This is a genomic window from Citrobacter sp. Cpo091 (assembly GCF_030332645.1).
GTDB lineage: Bacteria > Pseudomonadota > Gammaproteobacteria > Enterobacterales > Enterobacteriaceae > Citrobacter > Citrobacter portucalensis.
In genome coordinates, this window is sequence record NZ_JAOWHL010000017.1 from 184,856 (window position 1) to 202,614 (window position 17,759).

Annotated in this window: 16 protein-coding genes; 8 read left to right on the forward strand and 8 right to left on the reverse strand. The window is 53.9% G+C overall.

Annotation, left to right across the window (positions count from 1 at the left end):
- The first annotated feature begins 42 nt into the window (after positions 1 to 42).
- The 3 genes from kbl to OGY04_RS00995 all read left to right on the forward strand — a co-directional run bounded on the left by kbl (position 43) and on the right by OGY04_RS00995 (position 3,494).
- Positions 43 to 1,239 (forward strand): glycine C-acetyltransferase, encoded by a 1,197-nt coding sequence (gene kbl, locus OGY04_RS00985; RefSeq protein WP_003827313.1) that lies wholly within the window; start codon positions 43 to 45, stop codon positions 1,237 to 1,239.
- A gap of 9 nt (positions 1,240 to 1,248) precedes the next feature.
- Positions 1,249 to 2,274 carry an L-threonine 3-dehydrogenase gene (tdh, locus tag OGY04_RS00990; RefSeq protein WP_003024132.1) on the forward strand — a complete coding sequence of 342 codons (1,026 nt, stop codon included), beginning with the start codon at positions 1,249 to 1,251 and terminating at the stop codon, positions 2,272 to 2,274.
- Positions 2,275 to 2,456: 182 nt separating this feature from the next.
- Positions 2,457 to 3,494, forward strand: a complete 1,038-nt coding sequence (locus OGY04_RS00995; protein ID WP_048215306.1) for a glycosyltransferase — start codon at positions 2,457 to 2,459, stop codon at positions 3,492 to 3,494.
- Here the strand turns inward: OGY04_RS00995 and OGY04_RS01000 are convergent, their stop codons facing one another.
- Genes OGY04_RS01000 through gpmM form a run of 3 tightly spaced genes read right to left on the reverse strand, consistent with a single transcriptional unit; the run spans position 3,495 to position 7,271 of the window.
- Positions 3,495 to 4,430 carry a divergent polysaccharide deacetylase family protein gene (locus tag OGY04_RS01000; RefSeq protein WP_048227316.1) on the reverse strand — a complete coding sequence of 312 codons (936 nt, stop codon included), beginning with the start codon at positions 4,428 to 4,430 and terminating at the stop codon, positions 3,495 to 3,497.
- A 3-nt stretch (positions 4,431 to 4,433) separates the two neighbouring features.
- Positions 4,434 to 5,693, reverse strand: coding sequence for a murein hydrolase activator EnvC (gene envC / locus OGY04_RS01005; protein WP_231587333.1), 1,260 nt, complete (start codon positions 5,691 to 5,693; stop codon positions 4,434 to 4,436).
- Between the two features lie 33 nt (positions 5,694 to 5,726).
- The gene (gpmM, locus tag OGY04_RS01010) at positions 5,727 to 7,271 is read right to left on the reverse strand and encodes a 2,3-bisphosphoglycerate-independent phosphoglycerate mutase (RefSeq protein ID WP_003827325.1); all 1,545 of its coding nucleotides are present in this window, start codon (positions 7,269 to 7,271) and stop codon (positions 5,727 to 5,729) included.
- Between the two features lie 248 nt (positions 7,272 to 7,519).
- Between gpmM and OGY04_RS01015 the strand changes: the two genes are divergently transcribed.
- From OGY04_RS01015 to cysE, 5 genes are all read left to right on the forward strand, one after another.
- Positions 7,520 to 7,951 (forward strand): rhodanese-like domain-containing protein, encoded by a 432-nt coding sequence (locus OGY04_RS01015; protein WP_003024148.1) that lies wholly within the window; start codon positions 7,520 to 7,522, stop codon positions 7,949 to 7,951.
- A gap of 52 nt (positions 7,952 to 8,003) precedes the next feature.
- Complete coding sequence (grxC, locus tag OGY04_RS01020; RefSeq protein ID WP_003024152.1) at positions 8,004 to 8,255, forward strand: glutaredoxin 3; 252 nt, start codon at positions 8,004 to 8,006, stop codon at positions 8,253 to 8,255.
- Between the two features lie 46 nt (positions 8,256 to 8,301).
- Complete coding sequence (gene secB, locus OGY04_RS01025) at positions 8,302 to 8,769, forward strand: protein-export chaperone SecB (RefSeq protein ID WP_003024155.1); 468 nt, start codon at positions 8,302 to 8,304, stop codon at positions 8,767 to 8,769.
- Positions 8,769 to 9,788: an NAD(P)H-dependent glycerol-3-phosphate dehydrogenase gene (gpsA, locus tag OGY04_RS01030; protein ID WP_008786462.1), complete on the forward strand. Its 1,020-nt coding sequence runs from the start codon at positions 8,769 to 8,771 to the stop codon at positions 9,786 to 9,788. Before secB ends, gpsA begins: the two co-directional genes overlap by 1 nt.
- A gap of 77 nt (positions 9,789 to 9,865) precedes the next feature.
- Positions 9,866 to 10,687, forward strand: a complete 822-nt coding sequence (gene cysE / locus OGY04_RS01035; RefSeq protein ID WP_234096648.1) for a serine O-acetyltransferase — start codon at positions 9,866 to 9,868, stop codon at positions 10,685 to 10,687.
- Positions 10,688 to 10,868: 181 nt separating this feature from the next.
- Here cysE and trmL read toward each other — a convergent pair whose 3' ends face one another.
- The 5 genes from trmL to OGY04_RS01060 form a co-directional block, all read right to left on the reverse strand.
- Positions 10,869 to 11,342 (reverse strand): tRNA (uridine(34)/cytosine(34)/5-carboxymethylaminomethyluridine(34)-2'-O)-methyltransferase TrmL, encoded by a 474-nt coding sequence (gene trmL, locus OGY04_RS01040; RefSeq protein ID WP_234096649.1) that lies wholly within the window; start codon positions 11,340 to 11,342, stop codon positions 10,869 to 10,871.
- Between the two features lie 40 nt (positions 11,343 to 11,382).
- Positions 11,383 to 12,573: an FMN-dependent L-lactate dehydrogenase LldD gene (lldD, locus tag OGY04_RS01045; protein WP_008786460.1), complete on the reverse strand. Its 1,191-nt coding sequence runs from the start codon at positions 12,571 to 12,573 to the stop codon at positions 11,383 to 11,385.
- Entirely contained in the window at positions 12,570 to 13,346 is a 777-nt protein-coding gene (gene lldR, locus OGY04_RS01050; RefSeq protein ID WP_003024170.1) for a transcriptional regulator LldR, read from the reverse strand. Before lldR ends, lldD begins: the two co-directional genes overlap by 4 nt.
- Positions 13,343 to 14,998 (reverse strand): L-lactate permease, encoded by a 1,656-nt coding sequence (lldP, locus tag OGY04_RS01055; protein ID WP_048215310.1) that lies wholly within the window; start codon positions 14,996 to 14,998, stop codon positions 13,343 to 13,345. The genes lldR and lldP overlap by 4 nt, the downstream gene beginning before the upstream one ends.
- 295 nt (positions 14,999 to 15,293) lie before the next feature.
- The coding region (locus OGY04_RS01060) for a YadA family autotransporter adhesin (protein WP_286584618.1) at positions 15,294 to 17,759 on the reverse strand (2,466 nt) is incomplete at its 5' end.

Sequence of the window (17,759 nt, forward strand, 5' to 3'; positions counted from 1 at the left end):
TGGGTAATATGTGCTGAAATTTGCCCAGTCTGGAGAATTGAAATGCGTGGGGATTTTTACAAACAGTTAACGAACGATCTCGAAACCGCACGTGCGGAAGGATTGTTTAAAGAAGAACGCATTATTACATCTGCCCAGCAGGCGGATATCACCGTGGCGGATGGAAGCCACGTTATTAACTTTTGTGCGAACAACTATCTGGGACTGGCTAACCATCCGGAACTGATTGCAGCGGCAAAAGCGGGTATGGATTCTCACGGATTTGGTATGGCTTCGGTTCGCTTTATTTGCGGTACCCAGGACAGCCATAAGCAACTGGAGCAAAAACTGGCGGCATTCCTCGGTATGGAAGATGCCATCCTTTACTCTTCCTGCTTCGACGCCAACGGCGGCCTGTTTGAAACGCTGTTGGGCGCAGAAGACGCAATTATTTCCGATGCCCTGAACCACGCTTCTATCATTGATGGCGTGCGTCTGTGTAAAGCAAAACGTTTCCGTTACGCCAACAACGATATGGTGGAACTGGAAGCTCGCCTGAAAGAAGCGCGTGAAGCGGGCGCTCGTCATATCCTGATCGCCACTGATGGCGTGTTCTCTATGGATGGGGTAATCGCTAACCTGAAAGGCGTTTGCGATTTGGCGGATAAATACGACGCTCTGGTCATGGTTGATGATTCCCATGCCGTCGGTTTTGTCGGCGAAAATGGTCGTGGCTCCCATGAATACTGTGACGTGATGGGTCGCGTGGACATCATCACCGGTACGCTGGGTAAAGCACTCGGCGGCGCATCCGGTGGTTACACCGCAGCGCGCAAAGAAGTTGTTGAGTGGCTGCGTCAGCGTTCCCGCCCTTATTTGTTCTCCAACTCACTGGCACCGGCGATTGTTGCGGCTTCCATTAAAGTGCTGGAAATGGTTGAAGCTGGCAGCGACCTGCGCGATCGCCTGTGGGCGAATGCACGTCAGTTCCGCGAGCAAATGTCTGCCGCAGGCTTTACGTTAGCCGGTGCGGATCACGCGATCATCCCGGTTATGCTGGGTGATGCAGTAGTGGCGCAGGCATTCGCCCGCGAGCTGCAAAAAGAGGGGATTTACGTTACCGGATTCTTCTATCCGGTGGTTCCAAAAGGCCAGGCGCGTATCCGTACCCAGATGTCTGCGGCGCATACCCCTGAGCAGATTACGCGTGCTGTTGAGGCGTTCACACGCATTGGTAAACAACTGGGCGTTATTGCCTGAGGATGTGAAATGAAAGCGTTATCCAAACTGAAAGCGGAAGAGGGCATTTGGATGACCGACGTTCCTGAACCGGAAGTCGGTCATAACGATTTGCTGATTAAAATCCGTAAAACAGCCATCTGCGGGACTGACGTTCACATTTATAACTGGGATGAATGGTCGCAAAAAACCATCCCGGTACCGATGGTCGTTGGGCATGAATATGTCGGCGAAGTTGTTGGCATCGGTCAGGAAGTTAAAGGCTTTAAAATCGGCGATCGCGTTTCAGGCGAAGGTCATATCACCTGTGGGCATTGCCGTAACTGCCGCGGTGGACGTACTCACCTGTGCCGCAATACGACCGGTGTCGGTGTAAACCGCCCTGGCTGCTTTGCGGAGTACCTGGTGATCCCGGCATTTAACGCATTTAAAATCCCGGACAATATCTCCGACGACCTGGCGTCTATCTTCGATCCGTTCGGTAATGCAGTGCACACGGCGCTGTCGTTCGATCTGGTTGGGGAAGATGTGCTGGTTTCCGGTGCGGGTCCAATCGGTATTATGGCGGCAGCGGTCGCGAAGCATGTTGGCGCACGCCACGTGGTGATCACCGACGTTAATGAGTATCGCCTTGAGCTGGCGCGCAAAATGGGTATCACCCGCGCGGTCAACGTGTCGAAAGAGAATCTGACCGACGTGATGGCTGAACTGGGTATGACCGAAGGGTTTGATGTGGGCCTGGAGATGTCCGGGGCGCCGCCAGCGTTTCGCGCCATGCTGGACACCATGAACCACGGTGGCCGTATTGCTATGCTGGGTATTCCGCCATCTGATATGTCCATCGACTGGACCAAAGTTATCTTTAAGGGGCTGTTTATTAAAGGTATCTACGGTCGTGAGATGTTTGAAACCTGGTACAAAATGGCTGCACTGATCCAGTCTGGTCTGGATTTGTCGCCGATCATCACCCATCGATTCTCCATTGATGAATTCCAACAGGGCTTTGACGCGATGCGTTCAGGCCAGTCAGGGAAAGTGATCCTGAGCTGGGATTAATCGTATCCACCCTGTGGATTCTGTGTGTTATCCCCGGATGTTGATTATCATTACCGTCCGGGGCTTTTTTGCTTCCTCCTGCTCGGCGCATTTTCCGCTAAAGAATTAATATTTTTTTCTGAAAATCTACCGCTTAATATGCTAAAAAGTGCCGATAACTCTACTGTTTGGCAGGATTTGATATGACCTATACCCCTGGTCTCCTGAGCGTCATTATGCCGCTTTACAACACGGGTGAGCCGTTCATTGCGTGTATGGATTCACTGATTGCGCAAACCTGGAAGAACCTGGAGATCATTATTGTTAATGATGGCTCTACGGATAACTCTGCGGAGCTTGCTCAGTCTTATGCGGATCGTTATCCGCACGTTCATCTGCTGCACCAGCGCAATGGGGGCGTTTCTGCGGCGCGCAATACCGGTATGAAAGTTGCCAGGGGGGAGTACATCGCGTACGTAGACGGCGATGATATTGCCTATCCGGAAATGTATGAAACGCTGATGAATATGGCGCTGAAAGACAACCTGGATGTTGCGCAGTGCAACGCTGACTGGTGTATTGCTGAGACGGGCCACACCTGGGCATCCATTCCTACCGATCGTATTCGTTCTACCGGCGTGATGACCGGGCCAGACTGGTTACGCAAAGCGTTAGCCAGCCGCCGTTGGCGGCACGTTGTCTGGATGGGCGTATATCGTCATCAGACTATCCGCGACGCGGGGCTGACCTTCCTGTCTGGCCTGCACCACCAGGATATTATCTGGACAACGGAGTTTATGTTTAATGCGAAGCGCGCGCGTTACACGGAAGTCCCGCTGTACAAATACTTCCTGCACGGCGCATCTGTTAGCCGTCTGCCGCGCACCGGGCTGAAAAACCTCGCTTACCAGCGCCACTACATCAAAATTACCCGTCTGCTGGATAAGATGAATCACGACTACGCCGGACGTATTCCAATTTACCCGGAATTCAAACAGCAGGTGATTTACGAAGCGCTACGTGTTTGTCATTGCATACGCAAAGAGCCGGACGAGAAAATCCGCCAGCGCATGATTGCTGAAGTATTTGTATCGGGTATGTTCAAGCGTATGGTGAGTAATATCTGCAGCGTTAAGCTGGGTTATCAGGTGCTGTTGTGGGCTATCCGTTTTAGCCAGTGGCGCGATAAATCATTGACGCCGCGCCGCCTGGCCCATTTAACGCTGGATAGTAAAGACTGATTATTGCCAGCCCTGCCACTGCAGGCGCATATACTGCACCAGCGTGCTTTGGGTGATGCTTTCGCCGAGCACGCTGAAGAAGCGGCTGGCGTACACCGGCTCTAACGGCTGTTTCGGTTTGCATAATTTCACCCCGCGGAAAGGATTACGCGGAGCATCAGGCGTACCGTTCTTCGGTGGCGTGAGGTTTGGCTTGGAGGTATCCACCTGTGGTTCATTGAGCAAGCTGCTTGGGCGAACCAGCGTGATGTCGGCTGGCAGGCTATACAGCATCTGCTGCAGGACGCGAACCGTAGACGGGTGAGGGTGGCCAATGGCGATTGCGGAACCGTTGCGGCGTGCAAGCTCGACGGCACGATTAAACTGACGGCGAATATCGGCTTCATTTTGCGTGTCATCCAGGAAGACTTTGCGTTTGATGACCTTCACACCGGTGCCTGACGCTGCGCGCATTGCCTGGCTGTTACCGATGGTCATGCTGTCCAGGAAGTAGAGGTCGTAGCGTTCCAGCGCCTGCATCACCTTCTGCATGCCGAAAAGACTGGAGGTCATCGCGCTGCCCATATGGTTGTTCAGTCCGACCGCATTCGGCACTTTGCTTACCGCGTCGCGAATGATCCGCTCAATCTCTTCGCTGCTCATTTCAGGGCGTAACGTGTCTTTCTCTAACGGCTGCTTGCTCAGCGGCGCCATTGGCAGATGGATCAAGACTTCATGCCCGCTGTTATGCGCTTTGATTGCCATTTCACGCGCATGTGGGGCGTTAGGCAGAACGGCAACGGAGATGGTAGAAGGCATCGCCAGTACCTGGTTTTCAGTGTGTGGGCGATAGCCGAAATCATCAATGACGATGGCGAGTTTGCCAGCAAATACAGGTGTTGCGAAGGCCAGCAGACTGGCGAGAGAGAGTAGTAGACGACGAAATTGTTGTGGCAAAACTTATCTTCCCAACCACGGCTGTGGATTGACCGCCTGACCCTGGCGACGAATTTCGAAATAGAGTGCCGGCCTGCCCTGACCGCCGCTGCTACCCACAAGTGCTATAGGCTGCCCGGCGCGAACCTGCGTACCGACGCTGACCAGTGCGCTCTGGTTATAACCGTACAGGCTCATATCGCCTTTACCGTGTTCAACGACGACCACCAGGCCATAGCCCTGCAGCCAGTCCGCCAGAATGACGCGACCATCGGCAATGGCTTTAACTTCGGTGCCCTCGGATGCACCAATAACCATACCCTTCCAACGTAGCTCACCCTGCAGCTGTTCGCCATAACGATGTAGAGTTGGACCACGAACGGGCCAGAATGCCTGACCGCGTGGCGAACCTAAACCGCCGGTACGCGACATCAGTGATTTTTCACTTTCGGTCGGTTTATAGGTTGAGCCTTTTCGTGACGCATCCTTCTGCTTATCACGTACGGCCTGCGCCTCGCGCGCTTCACGTTCCGCGCGCGCTTTGGCCGCGGCTTCGGCGCGAGCAATGCTGTTGCGCAGACGGGATTCGTTGGCGCGCATTTCGCCCAGTTGCTGTTGACCCTGTTGAATCGATGATTCCAGACTCGAAAGTGTTTTCTGGCGTTCGTTACGTGCCTGTTCCAGCTTAGCCTGCTGAGCGCGCTGTTCGTACAGTAGCGTCTGCTGTTCGCTCTGCTTATCTTCCAGCTCGGCTTTTTGCGAGTCGACCTCTTCGCGGGTTTGTTTCAGCTGCGCGATGGTTTCCTGTCGCGCCTGGTTCAGATAGCCGAAATAGGCCTGCAGGCGTTGCCCACGCTGGCTTTCTTCACCGCTAAGAATGAGCTGAATGCCTGTGTGTTCGCCCTGGCGAAAAGCTGCGTCGAGTTGGGCTGCCAGGCTGCGTTCTTGCGCGGCCCGCTGTTTTTCCAGCTTCGCGAGTGCTGCGTTCATCTCTGCGATTTGCGCATTCAGCTGCGCCAGTGAGTTTTGCGTTTCGCGCAACTGCCTTGCGGCAACGGCGATGGCCTGTTCCTGCGCTTTAAGCTGAGCGAGGAGGGTGGCGCGTTGTTGTTGCTGTTGGCGTACCGCGCGTTCTTTTGCCGCGATATCAGCCTGAATAGATTTGAGCTGGTCGCGTTCGTCCGCGTGGGCGGAAAAGGCGCACAGCAATACGCCAGCGCTAAGCGCGCTGGCGTAGAACAAGGGCCTGACTGAAAACTTACGCGGTTTCACGGCCCGAGTGATGGTATTAATCGCCTTTCCCCTCATGGGGAGGGATTATTCCACGATGAACAGCGGCTTACCAGTCATCTCTTGCGGGATTTCCATACCCATCAGCGTCAGCATCGTCGGGGCGATATCAGAAAGTTTACCGCCTTCGACTGCTTTAACGTTCTTACCACCGACATAAATCAGCGGAACGGGCAGGTTGGTGTGCGCAGTGTGCGCCTGACCGGTGGACGGATCGCGCATCTGCTCTGCGTTACCGTGGTCCGCGGTGATCAGCAACTGGCCGCCAACGGATTCAACCGCTTTCGCGACCTGTTCAACGCAGTGATCCAGCGCTTCAACCGCTTTAACCGCTGCTTCCATCACTCCGGTATGACCAACCATGTCGCCGTTCGGGTAGTTACAAATGATGGTGTCGTATTTTCCGCTCTCAATCGCCGCAACCAGTTTTTCGGTCAGCTCAGCAGAGCTCATCTCCGGCTGCAGATCGTAGGTCGCAACTTTCGGTGAGTTGATCAGGATGCGGTCTTCGCCTTTGAACGGCTCTTCTACGCCGCCGTTGAAGAAGAAGGTCACGTGCGCATATTTTTCGGTTTCGGAAATACGCAACTGCGTTTTGTCGTGCTTCGCCATCCACTCGCCAAGGGTGTTAGCCAGAGATGCTGGTGGGTAAGCAACCGCAGTTTTGATGTCGGCCGCGTATTCGGTCAGCATCACAAAGTTGAGGTTAACGACTTTCTTACGGGCGAAGCCGTCGAAGTCAGCGTTAACAAACGCACGAGTGATTTCACGCGCACGGTCAGCACGGAAGTTCATGAAAATCAGCGTATCGCCGTCTTCCATGGCGGCTTCAGCCTGGCCTTCAGCACGGATCACGGTCGCTTTCACGAATTCGTCGTTTTCGTCGCGGGCATAAGCAGCCTGCAGGCCTTCAACCGCCGTAGCGAACTGGAACTCGCCTTTGGCCAACGTCATCAGGTCATAAGCCTGTTCAACGCGATCCCAACGGTTGTCACGGTCCATCGCGTAGTAACGACCGATGATGGACGCTACGCGGCCTTTGCCCAGTGCGGCAAATTTCTCTTCGAATTTCTGCAGTGAATGTTCAGCGCTGCGCGGCGGGGTATCGCGGCCATCAAGGAAAGCGTGCAGATAGATTTTTTCCGCGCCGCGTTCAGCAGCCATTTCTACCATCGCCATGATGTGATCTTCGTGGCTGTGAACACCGCCCGCAGAGAGCAGACCCATGATGTGAACCGCTTTGCCGCTATTTTTTGCCTGGTCGACCGCATTGGTCAGTACCGGGTTAGCGAAGAAAGTACGCTCTTTAATTTCGACATCCAGACGGGTCAGGTCCTGATACACGATGCGGCCCGCGCCCAGGTTGACGTGACCGACTTCGGAGTTGCCCATCTGGCGATCGGGCAGGCCAACTTCCAGGCCAGACGCATCAATCAGGGTATGCGGACGTTTTGCCCACAGGGCATCCATTACCGGGGTTTTGGCATTAAAGATGGCGTTATCCTGGCTGTCTTCGCGATAGCCATAGCCATCCAGAATCACCAGTACCATAGGTTTTTTAGAAACCGACATTGCGACAACCTCACACTTAATAGATAAAAATAATTGCGTAATTTTACTACAGCTGAATCGATAAAGTAGCCCCGGAAGATCAAATAATCGACCAGAGCGCGCCGCAGAGGGCGTGGTTTTAGGTTTTTTTTTCCGTAGCGCCCCGCAAAAATGCAATCCAATGCACGCTCTGGCTGTATTTGCGTCAACGCGCAGGTATACTCCTTTCCTGGTTTTTTTAATCACTGAGTCGGGAGTTGTTACCCCCCATGCAAGAAATTATGCAATTTGTTAGTCGCCACCCTGTATTGAGTATCGCCTGGATTGCGTTACTGGCGGCTGTATTATTTACCACGTTTAAGAGCCTGACTTCCAAAGTGAAGGTGATTACGCGCGGAGAAGCCACACGTCTCATCAATAAAGAAGACGCCGTTGTCGTGGATTTACGTCAGCGCGACGACTTCCGCAAAGGTCATATCGCTGGCTCTACGAACCTGCTGCCGAGCGAAATCAAAGCCAACAACTTTGGCGAACTGGAAAAACACAAAAACAAACCTGTGATTGTGGTTGATGGTTCAGGCATGCAGTGCCAGGATTCAGCAACTGCGCTGATCAAAGCCGGTTTTGAGCAGGTGTCTGTACTGAAAGATGGCGTAGCGGGCTGGAGTGGTGAGAATCTGCCACTGGTTCGCGGCAAGTAATTTACCCGTCTTCTTTCATGCCGCAGGGTAAAAAGAACACTGGAGATAAGTCATGGCCAATATTGAGATCTATACCAAAGCAACCTGCCCGTTTTGCCATCGCGCAAAGGCGCTCCTGAACAGCAAGGGTGTGAGTTTCCAGGAGCTTCCGATTGACGGCGATGCCGTGAAGCGTGAAGAAATGATCAAGCGCAGTGGCCGTACTACGGTTCCGCAGATTTTTATTGATGCACAGCACATTGGTGGTTGTGACGACTTGTATGCGTTGGATGCGCGTGGTGGACTGGATCCGCTGCTGCGTTAAGGCGTACCGAAGTATTTAAAGGACAACACTAAAGGGTTTTCTCAACATGTCAGAACAAAATAACACTGAAATGGCTTTCCAGATCCAACGTATTTATACCAAGGATGTGTCTTTCGAAGCGCCAAATGCACCGCATGTTTTCCAGAAAGATTGGCAGCCAGAGGTTAAACTGGATCTTGATACCGCATCTACCCAACTGGCAGATGACGTGTATGAAGTAGTGCTGCGTGTCACCGTAACGGCTTCCCTGGGTGAAGAAACTGCGTTCCTGTGCGAAGTTCAGCAGGGCGGTATTTTCTCCATCAGTGGTATCGAAGGGACTCAGATGGCGCATTGCCTGGGCGCATACTGCCCGAACATTCTGTTCCCGTATGCCCGCGAATGCATCACCAGCCTGGTTTCACGCGGTACGTTCCCGCAACTGAACCTTGCGCCGGTCAACTTTGATGCGCTGTTCATGAACTATTTACAGCAGCAGGCTGGCGAAGGTACTGAAGAACATCAGGATGCCTGATGAACCAAAGTAATGCTTCAATGACTGTGATTGGTGCCGGCTCGTACGGCACCGCTCTTGCCATCACCCTGGCAAGAAATGGCCATCAGGTTGTCCTGTGGGGCCATGATCCTAAACATATCGCGACTCTCGAGCACGATCGCTGCAACGTCGCGTTCCTTCCTGATGTGCCTTTTCCCGACACGCTGCGCCTGGAAAGTGATTTAGCCACAGCGCTGGCCGCCAGTCGTAATATTCTGGTGGTGGTGCCGAGCCACGTCTTTGGCGAAGTGCTGCGTAACATCAAACCATTGATGCGTCCTGACGCACGACTGGTCTGGGCGACAAAAGGTCTGGAAGCGGAAACAGGGCGTCTGCTGCAGGACGTCGCGCGTGAAGCGCTGGGGGACTCAATTCCACTGGCGGTTATTTCCGGCCCGACGTTCGCCAAAGAGTTGGCTGCGGGCATGCCGACGGCGATTTCTCTGGCCTCGACGGACGACACTTTTGCTGACGATCTCCAGCAGTTGCTGCACTGCGGCAAAAGCTTCCGCGTTTATAGCAACCCGGATTTCATTGGCGTGCAGCTTGGCGGCGCGGTGAAAAACGTCATTGCCATTGGTGCGGGGATGTCTGACGGCATCGGTTTTGGCGCGAATGCACGAACCGCATTGATCACCCGTGGGCTGACCGAAATGTCTCGTCTTGGTGCGGCGCTGGGGGCCGATCCTGCCACCTTTATGGGGATGGCGGGTTTAGGCGATCTGGTGCTGACCTGTACCGACAACCAGTCGCGCAACCGTCGTTTTGGCATGATGCTCGGCCAGGGGATGGACGTGCAGGGTGCGCAGGACAAGATTGGCCAAGTGGTTGAAGGCTATCGCAATACGAAAGAAGTTCGTGAATTGGCGCACCGTTTTGGTGTTGAGATGCCAATAACCGAGGAAATTTATCAAGTATTGTATTGCGGAAAAAACGCGCGCGAGGCAGCATTGACGTTATTAGGCCGTGCACGCAAGGACGAGCTGAGTCGCCACTAGCTGTAAGGAACTGTTGAATATAACGACCCGATCCGCGAAGAACGGATCGGTCGTTTTGCTACCTTCTGGAGTACGCAATGTCGTGTGAAGAACTGGATATCGTCTGGAAAAACATTAAAGCGGAAGCCCGGGCACTGGCGGAATGTGAGCCAATGCTGGCCAGTTTTTACCACGCAACGCTGCTCAAGCATGAAAATCTCGGCAGTGCGCTAAGCTATATGCTGGCGAATAAACTCGCTTCTCCAATCATGCCCGCCATTGCGATTCGCGAAGTCGTAGAAGAGGCCTACGCGGCCGATCCTGAAATGATTGCCTCAGCGGCCTGCGATATTCAGGCAGTACGCACGCGTGACCCGGCTGTAGATAAATATTCCACTCCACTGCTGTATCTGAAGGGCTTTCATGCGCTTCAGGCCTACCGTATCGGTCACTGGCTGTGGCATCAGGGGCGTCAGGCACTGGCGATCTTCCTGCAAAATCAGGTGTCCGTTACCTTCCAGGTAGACATTCACCCGGCGGCAAAAATTGGCCGTGGGATTATGCTCGATCACGCCACCGGCATTGTGGTTGGTGAAACCGCGGTGATTGAAAACGACGTTTCTATTCTGCAATCCGTCACGCTGGGCGGGACCGGTAAAGCCGGCGGTGACCGCCACCCGAAAATTCGTGAAGGCGTGATGATCGGCGCGGGAGCAAAAATTCTCGGCAACATTGAAGTCGGGCGCGGCGCGAAGATTGGCGCAGGTTCGGTCGTGCTACAGCCCGTACCGCCGCATACCACCGCCGCAGGCGTACCGGCGCGCATCGTCGGTAAGCCAGACAGCGATAAGCCGTCTATGGATATGGATCAGCATTTCAACGGGATTCATCATACTTTCGAATACGGCGATGGAATCTGATTTCGAGCTATCTTACTTGTCATCTTGAACCCGGGCTGTGCTCGCCATCCTCACGTACTACGTGTACGCGCAGGTCGGCAAGCGCAGTCCGTGTCCAACCTGACTGCGCCGATAACGCTCGAAAAATAACGGTAAATTCTTTCGTAGGTCGGATAAGGCGTCAGCCGCCATCCGACAAAAATCAACTACGCATTATCGCGCCGGGATAACCTAACTGGCGCCAGGCCTCATACACCACCACCGACACCGCATTCGACAGGTTCATGCTGCGACTGTCCGGCATCATCGGAATACGAATTTTTTGTTCGGCAGGCAGCGCGTCGAGGATGCTGGCTGGCAGACCGCGAGTTTCCGGGCCAAACATCAGATAATCCCCATCCTGATAGCTTACCGCGCTATGCGCTGGAGTACCTTTGGTGGTCAGGGCAAACAGACGTTGCGGATTTTCTGCGGCGACGAAGGCGGCGTAATCAGGGTGGCGTAGCACAGCGGTAAATTCATGGTAATCCAGCCCCGCGCGACGCAGGCGCTTGTCGTCCCAGGTAAAGCCCATTGGCTCAATAATATGCAGACGAAAGCCGGTGTTGGCGCAAAGACGGATAATATTGCCGGTATTTGGCGGGATTTCTGGTTCGAATAAAACGATGTTTAGCATGCTGCCCCCTTAAGTACGGGGCAGCATAGCAAATTAACGTTTACGCCGCATTTCCACGTTTGGGCTGCATCGGGTAGTCAGCCACCTGTTTGCCCAGTTCCTGTACCAGCGAATCACGGCTGATTTCGCTAATCGATTTCGCCCCGGTCAGGGTCATTGCCACCTTCATCTCTTTCTCGATCAGATTCAGCAGATTCGCCACCCCGGCCTGACCGTGGGTGGCCAGCGCGTACAGATAAGCACGTCCCAGCAGAACACTATCCGCGCCCAGCGCAATCATACGTACGACGTCCAGACCGTTGCGGATCCCACTGTCTGCCAGAATGGTGATATCGCCTTTTACCGCATCGGCAATGGCGGGCAGCGCGCGAGCTGAAGACAGCACGCCGTCTAACTGGCGACCACCGTGGTTAGAGACAACGATGCCGTCCGCACCAAAGCGTACGGCATCTCGGGCATCTTCGGGATCGAGGATCCCTTTGATCACCATCGGACCATCCCAAAATTCGCGGATCCACTCGAGGTCTTTCCACGAAATCGACGGATCGAAGTTATTCGCCAGCCAGCCGATGTAATCCTCAAGACCGGTAGGTTTACCAAGATAAGTCGAGATATTGCCTAAATCATGTGGGCGACCGTTCAGGCCAACGTCCCATGCCCACTGTGGATGGGTGACTGCCTGCCAGTAGCGGCGCAGTGCGGCATTTGGGCCGCTCATCCCGGAATGGGCGTCACGGTAGCGTGCGCCAGGGGTTGGCATATCGACGGTAAAGACCAGCGTAGAGCAGCCCGCCGCTTTGGCGCGTTCCAGCGCGTTGCGCATAAAGCCACGATCGCGCAGAACATATAACTGGAACCACATCGGACGTTTGATGGTTGGGGCGACTTCTTCAATCGGACATACGGATACCGTGGAAAGCGTAAACGGAATGCCTTTGGCATCAGCGGCGGCGGCGGCCTGAACTTCGCCCCGGCGCGCGTACATGCCGCACAGACCGACAGGTGCAAGGGCCACCGGCATGGAGAGCGTTTCGTTGAACAGCTTTGTCTCCAGGCTCAGGTCGGACATATTCTTCAGCACGCGCTGGCGAAGTGCCACTTCCGACAGGTCTGCCACGTTACGGCGCAGAGTGTGCTCTGCATACGCCCCACCGTCTATATAGTGGAACAAGAAGGGGGGTAGGATGCGCTGGGCTGCGGCGCGATAGTCGCTGGCTGCTGAAATAATCATGTGTTGTTCTCCCTGCTATTCTCACCAGGGTCACCGGGCAGGCGGGTGATACGCGCCTGGCGGGCCTGATCTTCATCAAATCGTTTAATCGTGGTGTGGACAAAACTGAGGTGCGCCATCATTGCTTTACGCGCTCCGTCGGCATCTCCGGCAACAATCGCATCCAGGACGGCCTGATGCTGCGCCGTCAGTTGCGAAAATACGGGTGGCACAAGGTACATACGCTGGCGGCTCTGTTTCACCGAAGACTGCAATACGTCGAAGAAACCGCGCATGGTCTGTAACAGCACCACGTTGTGCGAGGCTTCCGCAATGGCGAGATGAAAGCGAACGTCTGCCTGCGAGGCGAGATCTGGATCTTCGCTTTGTGTGGCCTCGAAACAGAGTCTGATCTTCTCTTTGTCGGCAGCAGTGGCACGCATAGCTGCATGCCAGGCGGTGCTGGCTTCGATGGCGTGGCGGGCTTCCAGAATATCGAAACTGTAATCAGGGTCGTCCGCCAGCAGAGTTTTCAGCGGCTGAACGATGTTTTGTTCAGACCAGGCCTCATGCTGCCAGCGGATAAACGTCCCGCCGCCACGACGGCTAATCAACACGCCTTCGCTCACCAGTTTCGCCAGCGCCTCGCGCAGCGAGTTGCGCGATACGCCGAGCTGTACGGCCAGTTGGCGCTCAGCGGGCAACTTCATGCCCGCCTCCAGCTGTTGTTCTTCAATCAGCGCCCGCACACGAGATGCGACTTCGTCTGACAGGCGTCTGGGCATCACTATCATGGAATCATCCAGGTTAAGACATAGGCCTGCAGCGTGGTAATCACACCCACCATGCAGGTGAAAATCAGACTGTGCTTCACGGTAAAGCGGAACAGATCAGACTCTTTCCCCACTAATCCCACTGCCGCACAGGCGATTGCGATAGATTGCGGAGAGATCATCTTGCCGGTCACGCCGCCGGTGGTATTTGCGGCCACCATCAGCACATCCGAAACGCCGATTTGCTGAGCGGCCGTGGCCTGCAGGGCGGCGAACAATGCGTTTGATGAGGTGTCGGACCCGGTCAGGAATACCCCCAGCCAGCCAAGGAACGGCGAGAAGAAGGTAAATGCGCTGCCGGTATGTGCCAGGGCCAGTGCCAGGGTGGATGAAAGCCCGGAGTAGTTAGAGATAAACGCGAATGCCAGCACCATCCCGATGGAGTAGATAGGCAGCGCCAGATCTTTCAACGTGCTGCCAAAGGTCTGCAGCGCAGCAGATGGCTTCATTTTCAGCCAGACGATAGACAGCAGGGCGGCAAACAGTATTGCGGTACCGGTCGCGGAGAACCAGTCAAATTTGTACACCGCCGCGTAGGCTGTAGCTTCGTGTACGACCGGTGGCATACGGGCAACCAGCTTGTCGAGGAACGGAACCGGAATATTGACCACCCAGTGGTACATCGCGCCGCCTGGCGCAAACAGCGCTTTAAACGGCGGTATGCTCCACAGCGTGACGGTAGCGGTCAGGAACAGGAACGGTGACCAGGCGCGTACCACCTGCCCAGCGGTGTAGCGGGTGCGTGACAGATCCATATCGACCTGCGAAGCGCCCATATCGCCAAAACGGAAGATGCGTACCGGCTGCCAGCGTTTCAGGAACAGCGTCAGACACACCAGTGAGACCAGAGAAGAGATGATGTCCGGCAGTTCCGGCCCGATAAAGTTAGAGCTGAGGTACTGTGCGATAGCAAACGAGCCGCCAGCGACCATCACCGCAGGCCAGGTTTCTTTGACACCACGCCAGCCATCCATAATCGCCATAATCCAGAACAGCACGATAATGGTCAGGAACGGCAGTTGACGACCTACCATCTGGCCAATCTCGAAGCTGTCCAGTCCGGTAACCTGACCGGCAACCAGAATCGGAATGCCCATTGCGCCAAAAGCGACCGGCGCGGTATTTACGATCAGGCACAAACCTGCCGCATACAGCGGGTTAAAGCCAAGACCAACCAGCAGTGCGGCGGTAATCGCTACCGGAGCACCGAAGCCTGCTGCTCCTTCGAGGAATGCCCCAAAGGAGAAACCGACAATCAGCATTTGCAGACGCTGGTCTGGGGTAATCGAGAGTATCGATGATCGGATAATGTCGAACTGTCCGGTCTTCACCGAGATTTTATAGACGAATACCGCGGCGATAATGATCCAGGCAATTGGCCACAGACCGTAGAAGAAACCGTACACTACGGATGCCAGCGCGTGATCGACCGGCATTTTGTAAAACAGCAGGGCGACTGCCAGAGCAATCACCACCGTCCAGGACGCCGCAACATAGCCTTTCAGCTTGAGCTTAATCAGGGCGAAGAAAAAGAACAGGATAGGGAGCGATGCGATCAGACTGGAAAGCCAGATATTACCGGCCGGGTCGTAGTTCTGTTGCCAGAGATTCATTGCAGGTCTCCTGGGGGCCGCCGACATAATGGAATGAGTCTTTGCTCAAATCTTCGTCACACTATGTGTAAAAGTGGCCCTGCCAATATTGTTGTGTAGGGGTAATGACAATGAATGGTTAATCAAATGTTATTTATTGGCAACGGTATTGTACTCACATTTTAATGAAATGTGAGGTGTTGGTATGATCTGGCTAAAATTGGTAGGGCCAATTGAGGGGTGAGGGCAACAAAGAGAAGTGAAAAGGCAATGGCATGATGCCATTGCCTTTGATGTCGGGAGTATTGTTACTTCATTACCACTGGAATCCAGCACCAATGGCTGCAGAGTAATCGCCCTGGCTGTTGCTGGTTCCTTGCAATTTATACACCCAGCCCCCGCTTTCACTTACCATGGAGACACCAATGGCGACGGCACTTTCACCATTAAACGTACCCCCAGCAATCGAGGTCATGTTGGCTCCCGGTGCGTAAGCTTGTGGAAGACCAGCCATGGCCATTGCTGAGGCAATACCGCCGCTCATCTTGTTTTCTACTCCTTTGATTTTACTGTTCATTTCACCCATTTTTTGATCGGTATAGGTGTTTGCTTCTTCTACGCTGCGTTTCAATTGCGCATAGTTCACCGCATCCGTATCGTTCACCGCCGCTGAAACATTGCCGATCCGAGTGGTACCGCCACTCCCGTCTCCCAGGTTGAGCACACTGTAGTTAACCGAGCCATCGGTATTGGTTTCATAACGAACGGAACCTGCTTCTGAAGCTTTCAGTTGCGCCACATTAACCGCGTCAGTGTTGTTCACCCCTGCGGCAACATTGGTAATACGACGTTGTTGAGTAGAAGAACCGACAGACACCGTATTCGCTTCATCTGCGACTGAATTTGTACCTAACGCCACGCTGTTTTCAGCAGCCGCAATAGATCCGGAACCTATCGCGACGCTGTCCGTACCTTGGGCATTTGCATCTACGCCATCGGTGTTGGTCTTGAAGTACTTGGTGCTACCGGTAGTGACAATATCGCCGACAGAGTTTTCGATATTGGTGACGCGGGTATCAAGACTACTCACCTGCGTGTTCAGGTTATTGATACTTTCGGTATTTGCGGCAACATGGCTGTCGGTGACTTTCAATTGACCAACGTTTACGGCATCGGTGTCTGCCGAACCCGCCGCGACGTTAGTGATCTGACGTTGACCGTCTTCACTGCCTACAGAAACTTCGCCCACCGACGTTTGTGGCGTATCCATGTTGTAAGCGGTATAGCTGCTTTGTGCGCCGACGGTAGTTTGTGAATTGCTGCCGAGCGCGATACTGTTGGCGTGATTTACCTGTGCGCTTGAACCAATTGCAATGCCGTTGAAGGCAGATTGATCCACGACTGCGCCATAGCCAATACCGACTCCTGAATCGCCATTGACGATGGTTGTAGCACCAACAGCAATCGCGTTTTCACCCACCGCCAGGGAATCTTCCTCATCCGAGTTGGCATGGAAGTATTGTGTCGGCGTCGTGGAAACGGCGGCGATAGCATTTTGTAACTGACGAACTGTTACTGCATCTTGCGCTTCAGAGCCGTCCGCAACGTTGGTAATTTGACGATAGCTTTCTCCATCCGTCCCCAATGACAACGCGCCCAGCAACTCTCTGTCTGTTGTATCGTAACCAATGACGACGCCATCGCTTGTTACGCTCGTTGCTTGTGTACCGGTTGTAATAGCGCGGTTAGAGCTGGAGCCACTGCCCAAGGCGATGCTGCCCTCAATGCTGCTGCTGCTGTTCTCTCCAAGAGCCAGACTCGAAGCACCGGATGCGACGGCGTTGTAACCCACTGCTGTTGCGCCGTCACCCGTTGCGTATGCATCCTGGCCTTCAAGCCCGCTATCATTCGTGCGGATGTATTTCACGCCGGTACCATTTTCCGTGATATAGGTTTCGCTGGTATCGCCGGTTATTTGGCTAATAGATTCGTTGTACTGAGAAATCAGCATGTTAGTTTCATAGAGCTGAGAGCCATTAACGGCGTCAGTACTGTCACTGGCGATTTCACCTGCTGCTACATTGGTTATCTTATTGGTACCGCTGGTACCGTGGTTTGCGCTGAAAGCTTCGATGTCTTCGTCCCATAACAGAGCATTATCAGTGAGGCCGGTAATGGACGTATTAATGTCGGAGACAGAAGTATTCAGGTTCTCAATCGCGGTGCTGTTCTGAGTGATGTTGGTGGTATTGGCGGCGATATCGGTCGTGTTCTGATCCACTTTTTCATTGGTTTCGAACAACTGCGAGCCGTTAACCGCGTCGGTACTGCTCTCAGAAAGGTCCCCGGCAGCAACGTTGGTGATTTTGTTTGCCGTACTACTTCCGTGGCTGGCAGAGAACGAACTCGTTGTTTCATCCCAGCTCAGTGCATCAGTGCTAAGGTTGGTGATCGTCGTATTGATATCTGCAATATCTGATGTGTTTTGATCTACTTTCTGGTTGGTTTCATATAACTGTGAGCCGTTCACCGCGTCTGTACTGTCTTCAGAAAGGTCGCCGGCGGCGACATTAATGATTTTGCTGGCGCTTCCGTTGCGGTTAGCGTTGAATGCGCCAGAGGCTGCATCCCACAAAAGGGCATCGTCAGTGAGCGTGGTAACTGAGTTGCTCAGGTTGTTGATATTGGTGGTGTTGGTGGCAATATCGGTTGTGTTTTGGTTGATGCTGTCGGTATTGGTGGTGATATCAGCAGTGTTCTGATCCACTTTCTCATTTGTATC

What these genes read in the sequence shown, in the direction of transcription:
- kbl (WP_003827313.1), top strand. Translation starts at nt 43, where the DNA reads ATGCGTGGGGATTTTTACAAACAGTTAACGAACGATCTCGAAACCGCA.
- tdh (WP_003024132.1), top strand. Translation starts at nt 1,249, where the DNA reads ATGAAAGCGTTATCCAAACTGAAAGCGGAAGAGGGCATTTGGATGACC.
- OGY04_RS00995 (WP_048215306.1), top strand. Translation starts at nt 2,457, where the DNA reads ATGACCTATACCCCTGGTCTCCTGAGCGTCATTATGCCGCTTTACAAC.
- gpmM (WP_003827325.1), bottom strand. Translation starts at nt 7,271, where the DNA reads ATGTCGGTTTCTAAAAAACCTATGGTACTGGTGATTCTGGATGGCTAT.
- OGY04_RS01015 (WP_003024148.1), top strand. Translation starts at nt 7,520, where the DNA reads ATGCAAGAAATTATGCAATTTGTTAGTCGCCACCCTGTATTGAGTATC.
- grxC (WP_003024152.1), top strand. Translation starts at nt 8,004, where the DNA reads ATGGCCAATATTGAGATCTATACCAAAGCAACCTGCCCGTTTTGCCAT.
- secB (WP_003024155.1), top strand. Translation starts at nt 8,302, where the DNA reads ATGTCAGAACAAAATAACACTGAAATGGCTTTCCAGATCCAACGTATT.
- gpsA (WP_008786462.1), top strand. Translation starts at nt 8,769, where the DNA reads ATGAACCAAAGTAATGCTTCAATGACTGTGATTGGTGCCGGCTCGTAC.
- cysE (WP_234096648.1), top strand. Translation starts at nt 9,866, where the DNA reads ATGTCGTGTGAAGAACTGGATATCGTCTGGAAAAACATTAAAGCGGAA.
- trmL (WP_234096649.1), bottom strand. Translation starts at nt 11,342, where the DNA reads ATGCTAAACATCGTTTTATTCGAACCAGAAATCCCGCCAAATACCGGC.
- lldD (WP_008786460.1), bottom strand. Translation starts at nt 12,573, where the DNA reads ATGATTATTTCAGCAGCCAGCGACTATCGCGCCGCAGCCCAGCGCATC.
- lldR (WP_003024170.1), bottom strand. Translation starts at nt 13,346, where the DNA reads ATGATAGTGATGCCCAGACGCCTGTCAGACGAAGTCGCATCTCGTGTG.
- lldP (WP_048215310.1), bottom strand. Translation starts at nt 14,998, where the DNA reads ATGAATCTCTGGCAACAGAACTACGACCCGGCCGGTAATATCTGGCTT.